The sequence below is a fragment of the Streptomyces sp. NPDC048434 genome (assembly GCF_043200375.1).
GTDB lineage: Bacteria > Actinomycetota > Actinomycetes > Streptomycetales > Streptomycetaceae > Streptomyces.
Genome location: NZ_JBICXQ010000040.1, coordinates 12,926 through 28,502, shown reverse-complemented (window position 1 = coordinate 28,502; position 15,577 = coordinate 12,926). Strand labels below are relative to the sequence as shown.

The following is a 15,577-nucleotide window of genomic DNA, read 5'->3' as shown; positions in this document are numbered from 1 at the left end:
AGCGCACGGCTGACGTGAGCATTTGCCGTCCCTTCCCCGGGGCCAGTTGGCGTCCGATCTCAGCGTTCGACAGTCCTCTGGCCACGGCGCGGACCACCTCCCCCTCCCGGTGTCAGCTCCGACAGCCGAGGAGGAAGCCGGCCGCACCGTTGCGCAGGGCTGCAGGCGCGCTCACCATGACATGGGCGTCAGCTGCCCCCGGCGGCCCCCACCGTGCCCTCGACGCCCTTCTCCCCCTCGTCTCCGCTGGGCCGCTCGGTGTCCGGATCCGCCCCGTGCAGATACTCCTCGCTGATCCGCTTCGGTCCGAACGGCCACTCCTTTTCGTAACGGGCCCAGACGACGAAGGCCACGACGCCCGCCCCGACCCACGCCAGCGACCATTCGATGGGGTGTCTGCCGGGCGAGTTGCGGTCCGCGTAGCCGTAGATCACCAGCCAGCCGACCAGCCCCACGACGCTCGGCAGTGGATAGAGCCACATCCGGTACGGGCGGCGCAGGCCCGGCTGACGGCGGCGCAGCACGGTCACCGCCGCGATCTGAGCCAGCGACTGCACGATCACCATGACCGTGGTCAGCAACTGGATGATGGTGGCCAGGTCGGTGTGCCGTCCGATGAGGAAGCCCACGGCCATCACGGCTCCCATGGTCAGCAGGCCCAGTACGGGGAAGCGGTGACGAGGGTGGAGCTTGCCGTACGGGCGGAAGAAGACCCGGTCGCGGGCGGCGTCGTAGGGGACCCGGGAGCCGCCGAGGAGTCCGGTGAAGACGGAGGCGACGGCGGTGATGAGGATGAGCACCGTGACGGTGTCGGCGGCACCCCTGCCCCAGGCCTTCTCCAGTACGGCGGAGGCCACGGAGGAGGACGCCGTGGAGTTCGGGTCGAGCATGTCCTTCCAGTTCACGATGCCCAGGGTGCCGATCTGCAGCAGCAGATAGATCGTCATGATGCCGAGGATCGAGGTGATGACGGCGCGGGGGATGGCGCGGCCGGGCTGTCTGATCTCGGCACCCATGTACGCGATGGTGTTGTAGCCGAGGTAGTCGTAGATGCCGATCGTCAGGCCGGCCGCGAAGCCGATCCAGAAGTGACTGGACGTCAGCTCGAAGGCATGGGCGGGGTAGGTGAACGCGCGCTCGGGACTGAAGTGGGTGAAGGCGGCGACGATGACCAGGACGACGGAGGCAATCATCACCGTCCACAGCACGACGGTGAGCTTGGCGATGTTCTCCACCCGCCGCCACAGCAGCCCGATGATGCCCACCGTGACGACAAGGCCGACGAGGTCGCCCTGCCCGGGGCTCATGTCCGGCCACAGATAACCGAGGTACTGCACAAAGCCGATCACGCCGGTGGACATCCCCAGCGGGATGAACAGCATGGCCGTCCAGACGAACAGAAACGGCATCAGCTTGCCGGTCCGGTACTGGAACGCCTGCCGCAGATAGACGTAGCTGCCTCCCGCACCGGGCAGCGACGCACCCAGCTCGGCCCAGACCAGCCCGTCCGCGAGCGCAAGGACCGCACCCGCCAGGAACCCGGTCACGGCCTGCGGCCCGCCGAACGCGGCGACCATCAGCGGGATGGTCACAAAGGGACCGATGCCGCACATCTGGCTCATGTTGATGGCGGTGGCCTGGAACAGGCCGATCCGGCGGACGAATCCCACGCGCTCATCGAGGAGTTCAGGCATAGGGGCCCTTTCTCGTGCCGGCACGAGCAGCTGCTTCGCGGCCTGTTCTCGCCGCGCCACAGGCTGACACGACCGGCGCCCCGCCCGCACCGGTGCGGACCGAACTTTCCGGCGTGCTCGGCACACCCTTCCCGGCCGTCACCGTGGCAGTCGCCGGTCAGCGTGCCCCGTCGCCGAGCACCTCCACGTCACCGGGCCGGTGCCACACGACGGCCCCCGCCGCCGAGCATCAGCACGTCACCGGCCCTCCCCCGTCACCAAGCGCCCGTTACCGAGCCCGGCGCCCGGCCCGCCCCCGCCGCCGAGCCCCAGCGTCTCCCCGGAAGGCCGCCCGCCCCGCCGGTCAGAGATCCCCGTACGCCTCGCCGCCGAGCTCCAGCCTCGCCGTGCCGGCGGTGGAGTCCGCGAGCCAGGCGCGGAAGGCATCCAGGTCGGCCTCCGGCAGCCCGATCTCGATGCATACCTCTGCCCCGTACGTCACCTCACGCACCGCCCGTCCCGTCGTGCGCAGATCGTTCTCCAACCGGCCCGCGCGCTGGTGGTCGACGGTGACCGTCACCAGGCGGAAGCGCTGCCGGATGACCGTGCCCAGCGCATCCAGTGCCTCGCCGACGACGCCTCCGTACGCCCGGATGAGGCCGCCGGCCCCCAGCTTGACGCCGCCGAAGTAGCGGGTGACGACGGCGACGACATAGCGGACCTCGCGGCGCACCAGCATCTGCAGCATCGGTACGCCAGCGGTGCCGCCCGGCTCGCCGTCGTCGCTCGCCTTCTGGATGCCGCCGTCGGCGCCCAGGACGTAGGCGAAGCAGTGATGACGGGCGGTGGGGTGCTCCTTGCGGATGCGCGCGATGAAGTCCTGGGCCTCGGCCTCGGTCGCTACGGGCGCGAGCGCGCAGAGGAAGCGGGACTTGTTGATCTCGATCTCATGGACGCCCTCGCGCGCGAGCGTGCGGTACTGCTCCTGCATCGGACCAGCCTATGCGGCCCCTGTGACATGCGGATACCGGCCGGTCCGGCCGGTCCGCGCCGCGCTGGGGTGTCCGCCGTAAGGGCGCGGGTGTCCGCCGTACGGGCGCAGTCAGCACGGCCAGGCGGCGTACTCACCCCGTCCGCACGGTGCGTCGGTGCGACGACCGCCCCGGCCGTGGGCACTGTGAGGTCAGTGCGAGAGCCTCGTGTTTCCGGGGCCCCGCTCGTACGTGTAGGAACGGCGGGTTTGCGGAGGGCTGCATGGAAGAGAGCACACAGTCGGCGATGACGGCGGGCGTTCCCGTGACGGGTGAGGAGATGCCCGAGCCCCCGCCGGAGGTCATCGAGGCGGCACGCAAGGCACCCGACCACTGGCTGGCCATGGTGGATCTGACCTGGCAGGGAGAGGGGCCACCGCCTCTCTGGGCGCTGATCGGGCAGTGGCGCTCGGACCCGACGGGCGAGATCGTGGAGTGGCGCGACAATCCGGAGTACCGGCCGTCGCCCCAGATGCTGGACTGGCCGGAGCCGACCGATGCGGTCGACAGCGCGCTGCAACTCGCCGCGACCGGCTACGGACCGGGAGACGCCGTCTCCGAGGCGCTGGCGCACGCGGAGGTATCCGTCCTGGTGACCGCGACCGGTACGCCACTGGCCGCCGCCTCGCCCGAGGGCACCCCGGTGATCCCCGTTTACACCTCGCAGAGCTACCTCGAATCGGTGGGCCGTCTGCTGTACGACCGGCGGCCGATGGCCGAACTCGTCGAGCAGCTGCCGCCGGGCCATGCGCTGTACCTCAACCCGACCGGCCCCGTGAGCATGCTGGTGGACACCGAGGAGCTGCGCGCCACGCTGGCCGAGGCGTCCGGAACGGCGGACGGGACGCGGGACACGGCCGCGCCCGTAGGGCCGCGCCCGGGTACCGGGGCCGGCGGCGCCGAGCCGGTGGGCAGCGGCCGGGGCATCGGCAAGCCGGCCCGTGCCGCCACGGGCAGCACCGTCGTCGGGGCAGGCATGGCCGGCAGCGGCATGGCCCGCGGCGCCAACTGAGCCGCCGGCACCAAAGACCCGCCCCGCCCGTCTTCCCCTTCGGGCGGGGCGTCTGCCGTGCGGCGCGCGCCGGTCGTTACACGCCGCACGGCCTTGTCGTCTCCCGCGGGAATCTCCGGGGCGCGCCGTCCGTTGAGCGGCACAGGACCCTTCCATCCGCAGGAGGCAGTGCGTGTACGGCGACCCCAGCACGATCCGCAGGATCCTCACCGAGCTCGGCGACACCTGGGCCGTCGTGGGCCTGTCGAACAATGAGCGGCGCGCGGCGCACGGTGTCGCCGAGGTGCTGCAGCGCTACGGCAAGCGGATCGTGCCGGTGCATCCCAAGGCCGAGACGGTGCATGGTGAGCAGGGGTATCCCTCGCTGGCCGCGATCCCCTTCCCGGTCGATGTGGTCGATGTGTTCGTCAACAGCGAGCAGGCGGGCGGCGTTGCCGACGAGGCCGTGGCGGCCGGGGCGAAGGCTGTCTGGTTCCAGCTCGGGGTGGTCGATGAGGCGGCCTGGGACCGGGTGCGCGACTCCGGTCTCGACATGGTGATGGACCGTTGTCCGGCGATTGAGATACCCCGTTTGGGCTGAGCGGCGGGTGCGTTAGCGTCCGGGCATGATCGTGACCCGCGCCGCTGTTCCCGAGGACGCCGCCGAGCTGGTCCGGTTGCGGCGTCTGATGTTCCTCGCCATGAACGGGCGTGATTCTCCCGGGAGTTGGGAGCGGGACGCGGAGGCGACGGCGCGTCGGCAGCTGACCGGGCCACGGGCGCGGCTGGCCGGATTCGTGGTGGCTGGTGCGGAAGCCGGTGCTCCGCATCTCGCAGCCTGCGCGCTCGGCACGATCGAGGAGCGGCTGCCGGCACCGAGCCATCCGACGGGGCGCTTCGGCTTCGTCTTCAACGTCTGCACGGACCCCCGCTACCGGGGCCGCGGCTATGCGCGTGCCACGACAGAGGCGCTGCTCGGCTGGTTCGCCGAGCGGGGCGTCACCCGGGTCGATCTGCATGCCACCGACGATGCCGAGCCGTTGTACCGGAGTCTGGGTTTCTCCGAGCACTCCACGGCGCTGTCGCTGGATCTGCGGTCCGGGGCGTTCGTCCCGTAGGGGGCGGCCGAACGTGCCGCGGGACCCCGGGCGCGCCCTGTCCACCCTCGCGCCTAGGCGATACCCAGCCCGTCCAGGACTGTGGCGCCGGGCAGTTCGGCCAGCGCCTTGCCGGGCACGATGAGCTTGCCGCGGCGGCTGCCGCTGCCGATCAGGGCGTAGGGGGTGTCGGCGGCGGCGGAGTCCACCAACAGCGGCCAGTCGGCGGGCAGACCGATCGGGGTGATCCCGCCGTACTCCATCCCGCTCTCCCCGACCGCCTTGTCCATCGGTGCGAACGACGCCTTGCGGGCGCCCAGCTGACGCCGTACCACGCCGTTGACATCGACGCGGGTGTGCGAGAGGACGACACAGGCGGCCAGGGTGGCCTCGCCGCCGCGCTTGCCGGCCACCACCACGCAGTTCGCCGACTGCTCCAGGAGCCAGGGGCCGTAGCGCTCGACGAGCAGCGCGGTGTCCGCGATGGCCGGGTCCGTGTCGACGAAGCGCAGCTCCTCGACCGGGACGGATCCGCTCCAGTCGCGGATCGCGGCGGCCACCGGCCCGGTCAGCAGGTCCAGGCACTCCACTGCGGGCCGGACATCGTCAAAGGCATCCATCGGCACGGGCATGGCGCCAAGTTAACAGTCGTAACGGACCGGTGGCGGGCCGTCTCAGCGGGCGAGCGGAATGATCACCGACATGGTCATCTCGACCGGTTCCGTCCCGTCATTGCGGTAGCCGTGCGTGACCTTGGCCTCGAAGGTCGCCGAGGCGCCGGCGGGCACCGTGTGCTCCTCGCCGTCGACGACCAGCGTCAGCGTGCCGGCCCGGACGTGCAGCAGTTCGACGGTGCCGGCTGGATGGGGATCGGAGGCGCTGCTGTCGCCGGGCATCAGCCGCCAGTCCCACAGCTCGTACGGTCCGGGTGCCTCGGCGCCCACGAGGAGCGTGGTGAAGCTGCCGGCCTCGGTGGACCACAGCCGGACCGCCTCGCTCGGCGCCACGATGCGCACCTGCGGGCCCTGCTCGTAGTCGAGGAGCGTGGTGATGCTGACGCCGAGCGCGTCCGCGATCTTGACGGTGGTTCCCACGCTCGGATTCGTCCGGGCCTGCTCGATCTGGATGATCATGCCGCGGCTGACCCCGGCGCGGGCCGCCAGCGCATCGAGGGTGAAGCCGCGCTCGGCGCGCCAGTGTTTGAGGTTGCGGGCGAGCGACTGCGTGAGCTGATCGAGGTCCGTCACGGTCCGTCCCAGTCGAAGGGCAATATATTAGATGCCGCGATGCAACGTGCTGCACTACGGTGTGGTGTACTTCAGCGTCCGGTTCACTGTACTGCGAGGTTTCACCATGACAGCGGTCTTCGCCCTGGCCACCAGCCTTCTGTGGGGGCTCGCCGACTTCGGCGGCGGACTGCTCACCCGACGGCTGCAGGCGCTGACCGTGGTGGTCGTCTCGCAGGCCCTGGCCGCCGTGGTGCTGGGCGCCATCGTGCTGGCCACCGGCGGCTGGCGGGAGGCCGGACCGCAGCTGTGGTTCGCGGTCGGGGCGGGTGTCGTGGGGCCCGCCGCCATGCTCTGCTTCTACCGCGCCCTGGCGCTCGGCCCGATGGGCGTGGTCTCCCCGGTCGCCTCGGTCGGCACCATCCTCGTACCGCTCGGCGTCGGGATCGTGGCGGGCGAACGGCCTGGGCTGCTGCAGGTCACCGGCATGGTCGTGGCCGTCATCGGTGTCCTGCTGGCCGGCGGCCCGCGGATCAGCGGCGCGTCCGTGGCCAGCCAGACCCTTGTGCTGACGCTGGTCTCGGCGCTCGGGTTCGGCGCGGTGATGGCCCTGATCTCGGAGGCGTCCACGACCGTGACCGGCCTCTTCCTCGCCCTGTTCGTCCAGCGGGTGTGCAATGTCGCCGTCGGCGGAGCCGCCCTGTACGCGTCGGTGCGGCGTGGCACCCCGGCGCTCCCCGAGGGCGGGCTCCCGGCCCTCCGGGGCGCGCTGCCCGCGCTCGGTTTCGTCGGGATCGCCGATGTCGCCGCCAATGGCACCTACGCCCTCGCCGCCCAGAACGGGCCGGTCACCATGGCGGCGGTGCTCGCCTCCCTCTACCCGGTCGTCACCACGCTCGCCGCACTCGGCGTCCTCAAGGAGCGGATGCGGGCGATCCAGACGGCCGGTGCCTCTCTCGCACTGGTCGGCTCGGTCCTGCTCGCCTCGGGGAACTGACGGAGACGGGTCCGACAACGGGCGGCCCAAGTCTCTCTGACGGCGGCTCAGGTCGCTTCGTACGCTTCCTTGGCTTCGTCCGCCTGCCATGCCCGCAGGGCGAGTAGCTGGTCCGGGGTGACGTCGTCGGGGATCGGCACCGGCGTCGGGGTGCGCAGCGGCGGCTGCCAGCCCTGCTGGGCGTCCCAGCTGCGGACGACCCGGGCGGGGGCGCCGGCCACCACGGCATGATCGGGAACCTCACCGCGGACCACGGCGCCGGCCGCGACCACCACATTCCGGCCCAGCCGCGCACCGGGAAGGATCACCGCCCCGGTACCGATCCAGCTGCCGGAGCCGATGGCCACCGGGTCGGTGCGCGGCCACTGCTTGCCGACCGGCACCTCGGGATCGTCGTAGCTGTGGTTGGTGGTGGTGACGTAGACACCGGGGCCGAAGAAGCAGTCGTTGCCGATCGTCAGCCGGACATCCGCGATCACATGGCTGCCGCGGCCCAGCACGACACCGTTCCCCAGCGTGAGGATCGGGTCCGGGCCGAGGTCGAGATCCGGCATCATGCCCGCCGTCAGCGTCACGTCCTGGGCGATGATGCAGTGGTCGCCGAGCTCGATCCACGGGTCACCGAAGACCGTGCCCTGCGGAAAGGCGAGCCGGGTGCCGGTGCCGATCCGCCGGAAGCGGTACGGGCCGGGGCGCTCGGCCGTGACGGCCGCGACCTCCCTCACCCAGCGCGCGCCGCGGTGGACGGCGCGCGACACGGCCCGGCGCCGCCAGGCCGCGACAGATGAGAACACGTTCTGGTTTGTCGGCACCCGCACACCGTACTCAGCCTGCCGGGCGGCGGGCCGCGCGCCGGGCTGTGATCTTCGCCCCACCGGCGGCTGTCCCTGCCCGGCACAGCGGCCGTCGTCTACGGTGCTGTTGGCGCGGCGCAGAACGGCAAGGAGATCCGGAAATGGCAGGACGGGCATTGATTTCACCGGTGGGCGGCAAGGAGCCGAAGGTCGATCAGGAGGCATTCACCGCCCCCACGTCCGTCGTGCTCGGCGAGGTCACCATGGCGGCGGGCTCCAGCGTCTGGTACCACGCGGTACTGCGGGCCGACTGCGGCCCGATCGTGCTCGGCGCCGACAGCAATATCCAGGACAACTGCACGGTGCATGTGGACCCCGGCTTTCCGGTGACCGTCGGCGCGCGGGTCTCGGTGGGGCACAACGCGGTCCTGCACGGCTGCACCGTCGAGGACGATGTCCTGATCGGCATGGGTGCCACGGTGCTGAACGGGGCGCACATCGGCGCCGGCTCGCTGATCGCGGCGCAGGCACTGGTCCCTCAGGGCATGCGGGTGCCGCCCGGCTCGCTGGTGGCCGGAGTGCCGGCGAAGGTCAAGCGGGAGCTGACCGATGAGGAGCGCGAACTCCTCACGGTCAACGCCACGATGTATGTGGAACTGGCGGCACAGCACCGAGAGGCCTTCACGGCCACCGAGGAGTGAGCCGGCCACGCGGCCGAGCGGAGCCCGGCCGGCCGCCGCGGTGCGGACCCTGGAAGGGACCGCACCGCGATCCGCGGCTCAGCGCCGGGCGGAGGCGGCGGTCAGCGCGGAGGACAGCAGCTCGGCATCGAACAGGGTGGCGTCCGCGAGGCGGTTGGCGTTGGCGTACGCGTTCAGCATCAGCTTCGCGGTCCGCAGGGCCGAGGGGGAACGGCGGACCAGCGGCTTGATCCACCGCGTGACGGCGCTGTCGAGCTGATCCTCGGGGACGACGTTGTGGAGGATGGACAGCTCCTGCGCGGTGGCGGCGTCGAAGTTGTCGGCGGTCAGTATCAGCTCACGGATCCTCGCCGCGCCCGCCTCGTGCAGCAGCCGCGGCATGATCCCGCCCCAGGCGGGCGGCACCCCCAGCCCCAGCTCCGGCAGCCGGAAGCGGCAGGTGTCCGCGCCGACCCGCAGATCGCAGAAGACCGCGAGTCCCACTCCGGCCCCGACCACCCCGCCGTGCAACCGCGCGATGGTCACCGCGTCGGTGCTCGCAAGGGCATCACACACCCGTCGCGCCTTGTTGCCGAGGGCCCGCAGCCCCACTCCGCTGGGGTCCTCGGCGAGCAGGGCGGGGAACTCCGCCCGGTCACCGCCCAGACAGAAGTCCTCGCCCGCGCCGGAGAGGACCAGGACCCTGATACCGGCCTCGTCGTCCAGGGCTCCCAGTACGACGAGCAGCTCGTCGAGGATCTCCCCGGAGATGGCGTTGCCTGTCTCGGGGCAGTTCAACTGCACTGTGAGGACGGGACCCTCGTGTGTCACGAAGAGAGACTTGAAGTCGTGCATCATGGCCGTTCCTTGATTCGTTGTTCCGCTGTGCGGGAGACCGGTGCGCCGGGCATGTCAGACACGGACGACCGGAAGCGTGATCAGGCGGCGGAAGGCCACGCGTGGCTCCCAGAGGGGAGGAGCGCTGATCCTCAGTCCGGGCAGACGCTCCAGCAGCGCGGTGAGCAGGCAGTCCGCCTCCAGACGCGCCAGCGCGTTGCCCAGACAATAGTGAATTCCCCCGCCGAAGCCGAGATGGGAGACCCGGCGGCTGATGTCGAAGGCTCCGGGGGAGACGAAGTGGTTCGGGTCGTGATGGGCGGCGCCGACCATGAGCTGCACCATCTCGTTCTTGTGGACGGTCACCCCGGCGAGTTCGGTGTCCTCGGGAGCCACCCGGCTGATCATGTGGATCGGGGCGTCGTGACGGAGCACCTCGTCGATCGCGTCCGGTATCTGCTCGGGATGGATTCGCAGCCAGTTCAGCTGACGGGGGTGCTCCAGGAGCAGCCGGACCACGCTGGAGAGGACATGCGCCGTCGTCTCCAGCGCCGCCAGGACCATGAACAGCGTCAGGAAGTAGACGTCCTCGTCGGCGGCTTCCCGGTCGGGCTCCTGCATGTCCCAGACGCGGAGCCATGACGAGACCGGGTCATTCCCCGGATTTCTCCTTCGCTCGCTCACCAAAGAGGTGAAATAGTCCCGCAATTGGCGGCTCGACTCGTCGGAGAGCAAGAGTTGGCTCGGAGTCGGAAACAGTTCCTGGGTATATACCTGGTCGTGGGTGAGGGAGCGCAAAAGCGCATAGTCGGCCGGCGGAATCTGCAGCCATTCGCCGATGGTAATCACCGGAAGTTCTTCGCTGACCAGTGCACAGAAATCGGCCGGGCCGTGCGTGAGTTCCTCTTCGAACCGGTCGAGCAGTCGACTGGTCGTCTGCTCGACCGACGCCTTCATCTCGGCCAGGGAGTTGCGGTCGAAAACGTTGCCCACCAACCGCCGCACACGGGTGTGGTGCGGCGGGTTGAGCATGGGCAGGGTGCCGCCCATCTGGCGTGACGCACTCGCGCTCCAGCGGGCCGCATCGTCCTGGCGGGCCCGCCAATCATTGTCCGGGACCCGCCAGGATCTACTTCGCAGAAGCTGGTGGCAAAGACCGTATGAGGTCACCAAGTGGCCGCCCCACGGCGCCGGAACGATATCCCCCATCGCCCTGAGTTTCGCGTACAACGGCAACGGATTCGACTGACCATCGGCCGTGCGCAGACGGGAAAAAAGCGACACCACACTGCGCCGGTCGACGGGGGCAGCGGCCAGAGCGGGCTGCAAGGCGACACCTTCTTTCAGAAGATCACTGGATAGTCGCCAGCCCTGCATACCCTTATGGCTGAACATTCATGCGATCAGCGAACATTCACTCTGTAGCGAAGCTCACACTCGCCACCAGCTGAGGAACCCACTCCACCAACTGCCTTTCTGAGGCTTGCTCTGCTGCTCCCGGGCCCGGGTGTCTCCCCCGTCGGGACCGGCCGCCGCGGAGGGCAGCGAACCGCGCCTCGCACTGCGTACCGGAGTGAAACGGGCGGGCAGCGCGTTGAGCGCCCGGTGGAAGGGGCCGGGCCGCCAGGTCAGCGTGTCCGCAGGTACGCCCAGCTCGATGTCGGGCAGCGCGTTCAGCAGCTTCTCGATCGCCCGTATGGAGATCAGCAGCGCGGGATCCTTCGCCGGGCAGGCATGCGGGCCGGCTCCCCAGGCCAGATGGGCCCGCTTGCTGAACGTCTGCCGGCTCGCGGACAGGCTCGGGTCCGCGTTGGCCGCCGCGAAGCTGATGAGCACCGGCGTCCCCGCTGCCAGCTTGTTCCCGGAGAATTCCACATCGTGCACCGGGTAGTGGGTGGCGTAGTTGGCGATCGGCGGGCTGTGCCACAGCACCTCGTTGATGGCGTCCTCGACCAGGACGTCGCCGCCCCCCTGCGGGCCGCCGGCGAACTGCTCGTCGGACAGCAGCAGCCGCAGCGCGTTGGCGATGATGTTCTGCACAGGCTCGGTACCCGCCCCGATGAGCAGCGCGAGCTGGTGGACCATCTCCTCGTCGGTCAGCCGCGACTGGTGCTGCATCAGCCAGGAGGTGATGTCGTCGCCCGGCGTGCTGCGCTTGAGGGTGACCAGCTCGAACAGGGCACCCGCCATGACCTCGTTGGCCCGCTCCACATCGACACCGTCGAAGAGGTTGGAGATGGCACTGATCAGCCGGTCGCCTATCTCCGCCGGGCAGCCGAAGAGGTCGTTGAAGACCAGCAGCGGCAGCAGCTGCGCATAGTCACTGATCAGGTCGGCTTTGCCCCGGACGCTGAACTGGTCGATGAGGTACGCCGCGACGCGGTCGACATGCCTGCTCACACGGTGCATGTCCAGACGCGAGAAGCTCTCCGTCACCGCCTGGCGCAGCCTCAGGTGCTCGGCGCCGTCGGAGAACATGCAATTCGGCCGGTACATCATCATCGGCAGCACGGGGCTGTCCAGCGGAACACGCCCCTCGTTCAGCGCGCGCCAGCGACGGGAATCCCGCGCGAAGGTGTCCGGATTCTGCAGGACATGGAGCGCTGTGGCGTAGTCCGTGACAAGTTCGGCCTCCACACCGGGAGCCAGCTCGACGGGCGCGCTGGGCCCCTGCTGCCGCAGCATGCCGTAGAACACGTCCGGCGCGGCGGCGAATTCCGGCCCGTGCAGGGGCGTCCTTTCGCCACCGGCGTGTGCGGGGCAGCCGGGTGGCGGAGTCTGGAAATCCGAGTGAGATTGCATGCCTGAGCTCCTAGTTGACGCGGGACTGTAGATATCGGACGAGGGCGATCAGGGAATCCGCCGAGGAACGCTGGTCCCGTGCGTCACAGTTGACGACGGGTGTATCAGGAAGCAGGTCCAGCGCCTCCCGTATCTCATCGAGCGAATGAGAGGGAGTCCCGTCGAACCGATTCACGGCGATGGCGTACGGGATTCCGTAGTGTTCCACCAGGTCCATGACAGGGAAGGACTCGTCGAGACGCTGTGGGTCGACCAGGACCAGCGCACCGAGCGCCCCCCGCGTCATGTCCTCCCACACCTGAACGAACCGCTGCTGTCCGGGCGTTCCGAACAGATACAGGACCAGCTTCTCGCTGAGCGTGAGCCGCCCGAAGTCCATGGCGACCGTGGTCGTGGTCTTGTCGGGCGCGCCTTTCGGATCGTCAATTCCGGCGCCCGCCTGGGTCATTACTTCTTCGGTCCGCAGCGGAGGAATCTCGGACATGGTCCCGATGAATGTGGTCTTCCCCACGGCGAAATGTCCGACCACGAGGATTTTCGCCGCGGTCTGCACTGAATTGCGCAAGTACACGCCGTCATCCAAAGCGAGCCTGGAGTCCATTCAGCACCTCCTCAAGGATTTGCCGGTCGACAAGCTGAGCGCTCGGTATGGGCGCGCGCGAGAACAGATAACCCTCCCGCGCGAGATCGGACACCAGAATCTTGACGACACCCACCGGCAGCCGGGTGTGCCCGGCTATCTCGGCGATCGACAGGAAGCCTCCCGAACACAGTTCCAGCAGACGGAGCTTCTCCGGATCGAGGGGCTTCGTCCTGGGCGGTTCCGCATGCACGGTGACCAGAGTGATCAGCGAGAAATCGCTGCCGTCAAGAAGATCTCGGCCGTTGGTGATGACGTACGGCCGCACTAATTCCGCTGCTTCGTGTTCCAGCTCCGGCTCGTCATCGGTTGTCATGGCTGGATGTCAGCCCTCTCACGCGGCGGACTGGTCAGTGCCTTACCGAGCTGGCCGACAAGCTGCTGCATACGGAAGGTGATCTCCGCCATGTCGACATCGGGCGACGCCGAGACCGCGAGATACGCGCCCTCGCCGGCCGAGATGAGAAAGACCCAGCCATGGTCGAACTCGACCAGCGTCTGCCGCCATTGCGGGCGGCTCGCGGGCGCACCGCCATGGCAGAAATCGGCGACCGTACGGCTCAGCGACTGCATTCCGCTCATCGCGGCGGCGACGGTGTCGGCGTGGTCCCGGCCGACTTCCTTCGAGCGGGCCATGAGCAGACCGTCGGCGGAGACGAGAATGGCATGCTGCGCTTCAGGCAATTCCAGAGCACTGTCAAGCATCCACGACAGATCGTAGTTCACTGAACCTCATGCCCTTCATCGCTTGCATTGGTGGAACGACGGCCGGATTGCGTGCCGCGCTGGAATGCGCCCATGACGGACGCGGCCTTTGCGCTGTCTCGGGCCGGTGTTTGTGTGTTCTCGGAATCGGTCGGCACGATGGAAATCGCACCGCGGCGGCGGCGCTTCGGCAGACCGCCGGACGTCGTCTCGGGAGCCGCGTGAGCGGAAGCCGGCTGCCCCGCGGGCGGAGCGCCGGGAGGCGGCGGGCCGGCGGCCTGGTACCTGGGAGCGGAGGCCGGAGGCGGGCTGCCGGGGGCCGCGTGACCAGGAGGGTTCTCCGGCGGCAACGGGGCGGACGCGGCCACGGCAGCACTCTCCTCGGGCTCGTGCAAAGACGTCAGTAGATCGTCGGGGAGCAGGACGACCGCGCGTACGCCGCCGTAAGGAGAGGTGGAATCCACCGAAACGCTGAAACCGTAGCGGGCGGCGAGCACACCGATGACGGTGAATCCGAACTGCGGCGGGTTACCGAGACTGGAGACACTGGCCGCATTCTCGCTCGACAGCAGCAGGGCGGCGCGCGCCTTCTCCTCCTCGTTCATCCCGACACCGGCGTCGTCGACGACGATGCACACGCCCTTGGGCACCGGACGAATATTGATCTCGATCATCGTTTCCGGCGCCGAATAGCTGGTGGCGTTGTCCAGCAGCTCGGCGAGCACCAGCGCAACCGGTTCAACTGCGCGGCTCACGATGGCGAAATTACTCTGCGACCGGATCTCGACGCGCGTGAAATGGCGAATGCGGCCCTTCGCGCTGCGCACCACATCGTAGAGCGAGGCGTTGTGCCGTCGCCGGCCGAGCCAGCCGTCACAGAGCACGGCGATGGACTGAGCACGCCGCGCAAACTGCGAGTTCATGTGGTCGATGTCGAGAAGATCCTGCAGGATCTTGTGCTCGCCATACGTCTCCTGCAGCTTGGAAATCGCCAGCTGCTGCTCGCTCGCAAGACCCTGCAGAGTCCGCATCGCGGCCTTCAGTGTGGTCTTGGTGGCCTCCTCCGCACGGTCCTTGGCCTCTTCCACGGCCTCCGTGTAGTGGTCTTCAAGAGTGGCGTAGTGCTGCTTGAGCTCAGCCTTGTCTTGTCGAAGTTCCGTAATTTTCTTCCTGCCGCGAATAATCGCGGTTGCGGCGACAGGGGTACCAGCGATCAAACCCCAGAACGCTGGATCCTGGAAGTATTGCGTCATAGGACTCTCTTCGGACGACGGAGCCACCAGGTGTCATATGTCCGGCCACGACGTGCAGAATCCATCGCGCCCCCAGACATACGTGAACGGCCACGCACAGTCGCCTGCCAGAAAGCCATCAAAGGGCCGGCTAATGGCATAGTTCTCCCCGGGGTGGCGGTTTTCATAGGCCAATGCGCGGAATTTCTTTCCTGCCTTATCAGGTGACTACCCCGTTGGCAAGTGCGATGATCTTAGCACCACAGCAACACCCGTCGTCCAACGGCGATCTGAACACTTCACAGATCTGATGGAGATTCAACAAAGGCCTGCTTTGAGGCCATTGGGCGCGTTGCCGGGTCTCGGAGCAAGCGCGTCGGACCCATCCTGACGAGCTGTTGGCACGAGCTGATGTGACGTGGCCCACGCCGTGAGCGGGGGATCGTCAGCGATGCGGGGCGTCGTGGACGTAAGTGATCTCGCCGCCGCGGACCCGGACGACACGTACGGTCATGCCGCGGTCGGTCCCCCGCAGGTAATGCGCGGTGCAGTGGGTCCGCGCCCCCTCGACCGCGCGCAGGTCCCCGGCGCAGTCGACCGAGCGCGGGCCCCGCGGGATCACAGGAAGCGACAGATGACCCGAGATCGAGCGGGCGACCTCGTCGCGCGGGACCGTATCGGTGGTCCCGTTCACCTCACTGGTCGCGTCCCGCTCCCCCAGCCACTGGCTGCCCGCCGTGAGGCTCCCCACCAACAGAGCCGTACCGGCCAGCGCCAGGCCGGCCACTCGCAGATTCCGCACGGCTCTCCTTCCAGCGGGCAGACGTCATACGCCGGCCACGCCCACCGGCCGGGTCACGGACAATTCTTAC

General features: G+C 68.8%; 18 protein-coding genes. 5 read left to right on the top strand and 13 right to left on the bottom strand.

The genetic code is table 11. From position 1 onward, the window contains the following. Nucleotides 1–188: 188 nt before the first annotated feature. Complete coding sequence (locus tag ACGFWI_RS35030) at nucleotides 189–1,694, bottom strand: APC family permease (protein WP_393910099.1); 1,506 nt, start codon at nucleotides 1,692–1,694, stop codon at nucleotides 189–191. Between the two features lie 343 nt (nucleotides 1,695–2,037). Next, the gene (locus ACGFWI_RS35025) at nucleotides 2,038–2,664 is read right to left on the bottom strand and encodes a YigZ family protein (protein WP_393910098.1); all 627 of its coding nucleotides are present in this window, start codon (nucleotides 2,662–2,664) and stop codon (nucleotides 2,038–2,040) included. Between the two features lie 263 nt (nucleotides 2,665–2,927). Here ACGFWI_RS35025 and ACGFWI_RS35020 point away from each other — a divergent pair, with 263 nt between their 5' ends. The 3 genes from ACGFWI_RS35020 (at nucleotide 2,928) to ACGFWI_RS35010 (ending at nucleotide 4,813) form a co-directional block, all read left to right on the top strand. Continuing rightward, on the top strand, nucleotides 2,928–3,716 hold the full coding sequence (locus ACGFWI_RS35020; protein WP_393910097.1) for a type VII secretion system-associated protein: 789 nt from the start codon (nucleotides 2,928–2,930) through the stop codon (nucleotides 3,714–3,716). 172 nt (nucleotides 3,717–3,888) lie between these two features. Then, nucleotides 3,889–4,296 carry a CoA-binding protein gene (locus ACGFWI_RS35015; RefSeq protein ID WP_393910096.1) on the top strand — a complete coding sequence of 136 codons (408 nt, stop codon included), beginning with the start codon at nucleotides 3,889–3,891 and terminating at the stop codon, nucleotides 4,294–4,296. Between the two features lie 25 nt (nucleotides 4,297–4,321). After that, complete coding sequence (locus ACGFWI_RS35010) at nucleotides 4,322–4,813, top strand: GNAT family N-acetyltransferase (RefSeq protein ID WP_393910095.1); 492 nt, start codon at nucleotides 4,322–4,324, stop codon at nucleotides 4,811–4,813. Nucleotides 4,814–4,866: 53 nt separating this feature from the next. Here the strand turns inward: ACGFWI_RS35010 and ACGFWI_RS35005 are convergent, their stop codons facing one another. Both ACGFWI_RS35005 and ACGFWI_RS35000 read right to left on the bottom strand, forming a co-directional pair. Continuing rightward, nucleotides 4,867–5,424, bottom strand: a complete 558-nt coding sequence (locus tag ACGFWI_RS35005) for a YbaK/EbsC family protein (RefSeq protein WP_393910094.1) — start codon at nucleotides 5,422–5,424, stop codon at nucleotides 4,867–4,869. A gap of 42 nt (nucleotides 5,425–5,466) precedes the next feature. Beyond that, a complete protein-coding gene (locus ACGFWI_RS35000; protein WP_393910093.1) occupies nucleotides 5,467–6,039 on the bottom strand; it encodes an XRE family transcriptional regulator in 573 nt (190 codons plus the stop codon). 106 nt (nucleotides 6,040–6,145) lie between these two features. Between ACGFWI_RS35000 and ACGFWI_RS34995 the strand changes: the two genes are divergently transcribed. Beyond that, nucleotides 6,146–7,015, top strand: coding sequence for an EamA family transporter (locus ACGFWI_RS34995; protein WP_393910092.1), 870 nt, complete (start codon nucleotides 6,146–6,148; stop codon nucleotides 7,013–7,015). A gap of 47 nt (nucleotides 7,016–7,062) precedes the next feature. On the opposite strand, the gene ACGFWI_RS34990 is transcribed toward ACGFWI_RS34995, so the two are convergent. Beyond that, on the bottom strand, nucleotides 7,063–7,827 hold the full coding sequence (locus ACGFWI_RS34990; protein ID WP_393910091.1) for an acyltransferase: 765 nt from the start codon (nucleotides 7,825–7,827) through the stop codon (nucleotides 7,063–7,065). 143 nt (nucleotides 7,828–7,970) lie between these two features. On the opposite strand from ACGFWI_RS34990, the gene ACGFWI_RS34985 reads away from it, so the two are divergent. Beyond that, complete coding sequence (locus ACGFWI_RS34985; RefSeq protein ID WP_393910090.1) at nucleotides 7,971–8,510, top strand: gamma carbonic anhydrase family protein; 540 nt, start codon at nucleotides 7,971–7,973, stop codon at nucleotides 8,508–8,510. A gap of 78 nt (nucleotides 8,511–8,588) precedes the next feature. Here ACGFWI_RS34985 and ACGFWI_RS34980 read toward each other — a convergent pair whose 3' ends face one another. From ACGFWI_RS34980 to ACGFWI_RS34945, 8 genes are all read right to left on the bottom strand, one after another. Further along, nucleotides 8,589–9,347: an enoyl-CoA hydratase/isomerase family protein gene (locus ACGFWI_RS34980; protein ID WP_393910089.1), complete on the bottom strand. Its 759-nt coding sequence runs from the start codon at nucleotides 9,345–9,347 to the stop codon at nucleotides 8,589–8,591. Nucleotides 9,348–9,401: 54 nt separating this feature from the next. Beyond that, nucleotides 9,402–10,721: a cytochrome P450 gene (locus ACGFWI_RS34975; protein WP_393910088.1), complete on the bottom strand. Its 1,320-nt coding sequence runs from the start codon at nucleotides 10,719–10,721 to the stop codon at nucleotides 9,402–9,404. 36 nt (nucleotides 10,722–10,757) lie between these two features. Continuing rightward, the gene (locus ACGFWI_RS34970; RefSeq protein ID WP_393910087.1) at nucleotides 10,758–12,128 is read right to left on the bottom strand and encodes a cytochrome P450; all 1,371 of its coding nucleotides are present in this window, start codon (nucleotides 12,126–12,128) and stop codon (nucleotides 10,758–10,760) included. A gap of 10 nt (nucleotides 12,129–12,138) precedes the next feature. After that, complete coding sequence (locus ACGFWI_RS34965; protein ID WP_393910086.1) at nucleotides 12,139–12,729, bottom strand: ATP/GTP-binding protein; 591 nt, start codon at nucleotides 12,727–12,729, stop codon at nucleotides 12,139–12,141. Beyond that, on the bottom strand, nucleotides 12,704–13,084 hold the full coding sequence (locus ACGFWI_RS34960) for a DUF742 domain-containing protein (protein ID WP_393910085.1): 381 nt from the start codon (nucleotides 13,082–13,084) through the stop codon (nucleotides 12,704–12,706). The genes ACGFWI_RS34965 and ACGFWI_RS34960 overlap by 26 nt, the downstream gene beginning before the upstream one ends. Beyond that, the gene (locus ACGFWI_RS34955) at nucleotides 13,081–13,494 is read right to left on the bottom strand and encodes a roadblock/LC7 domain-containing protein (protein ID WP_053209822.1); all 414 of its coding nucleotides are present in this window, start codon (nucleotides 13,492–13,494) and stop codon (nucleotides 13,081–13,083) included. Before ACGFWI_RS34955 ends, ACGFWI_RS34960 begins: the two co-directional genes overlap by 4 nt. After that, nucleotides 13,491–14,726 carry an ATP-binding protein gene (locus ACGFWI_RS34950; protein WP_393910084.1) on the bottom strand — a complete coding sequence of 412 codons (1,236 nt, stop codon included), beginning with the start codon at nucleotides 14,724–14,726 and terminating at the stop codon, nucleotides 13,491–13,493. Before ACGFWI_RS34950 ends, ACGFWI_RS34955 begins: the two co-directional genes overlap by 4 nt. Nucleotides 14,727–15,150: 424 nt before the next feature. Continuing rightward, nucleotides 15,151–15,507, bottom strand: coding sequence for a DUF4333 domain-containing protein (locus tag ACGFWI_RS34945; protein WP_393910083.1), 357 nt, complete (start codon nucleotides 15,505–15,507; stop codon nucleotides 15,151–15,153). Nucleotides 15,508–15,577 lie beyond the last annotated feature (70 nt).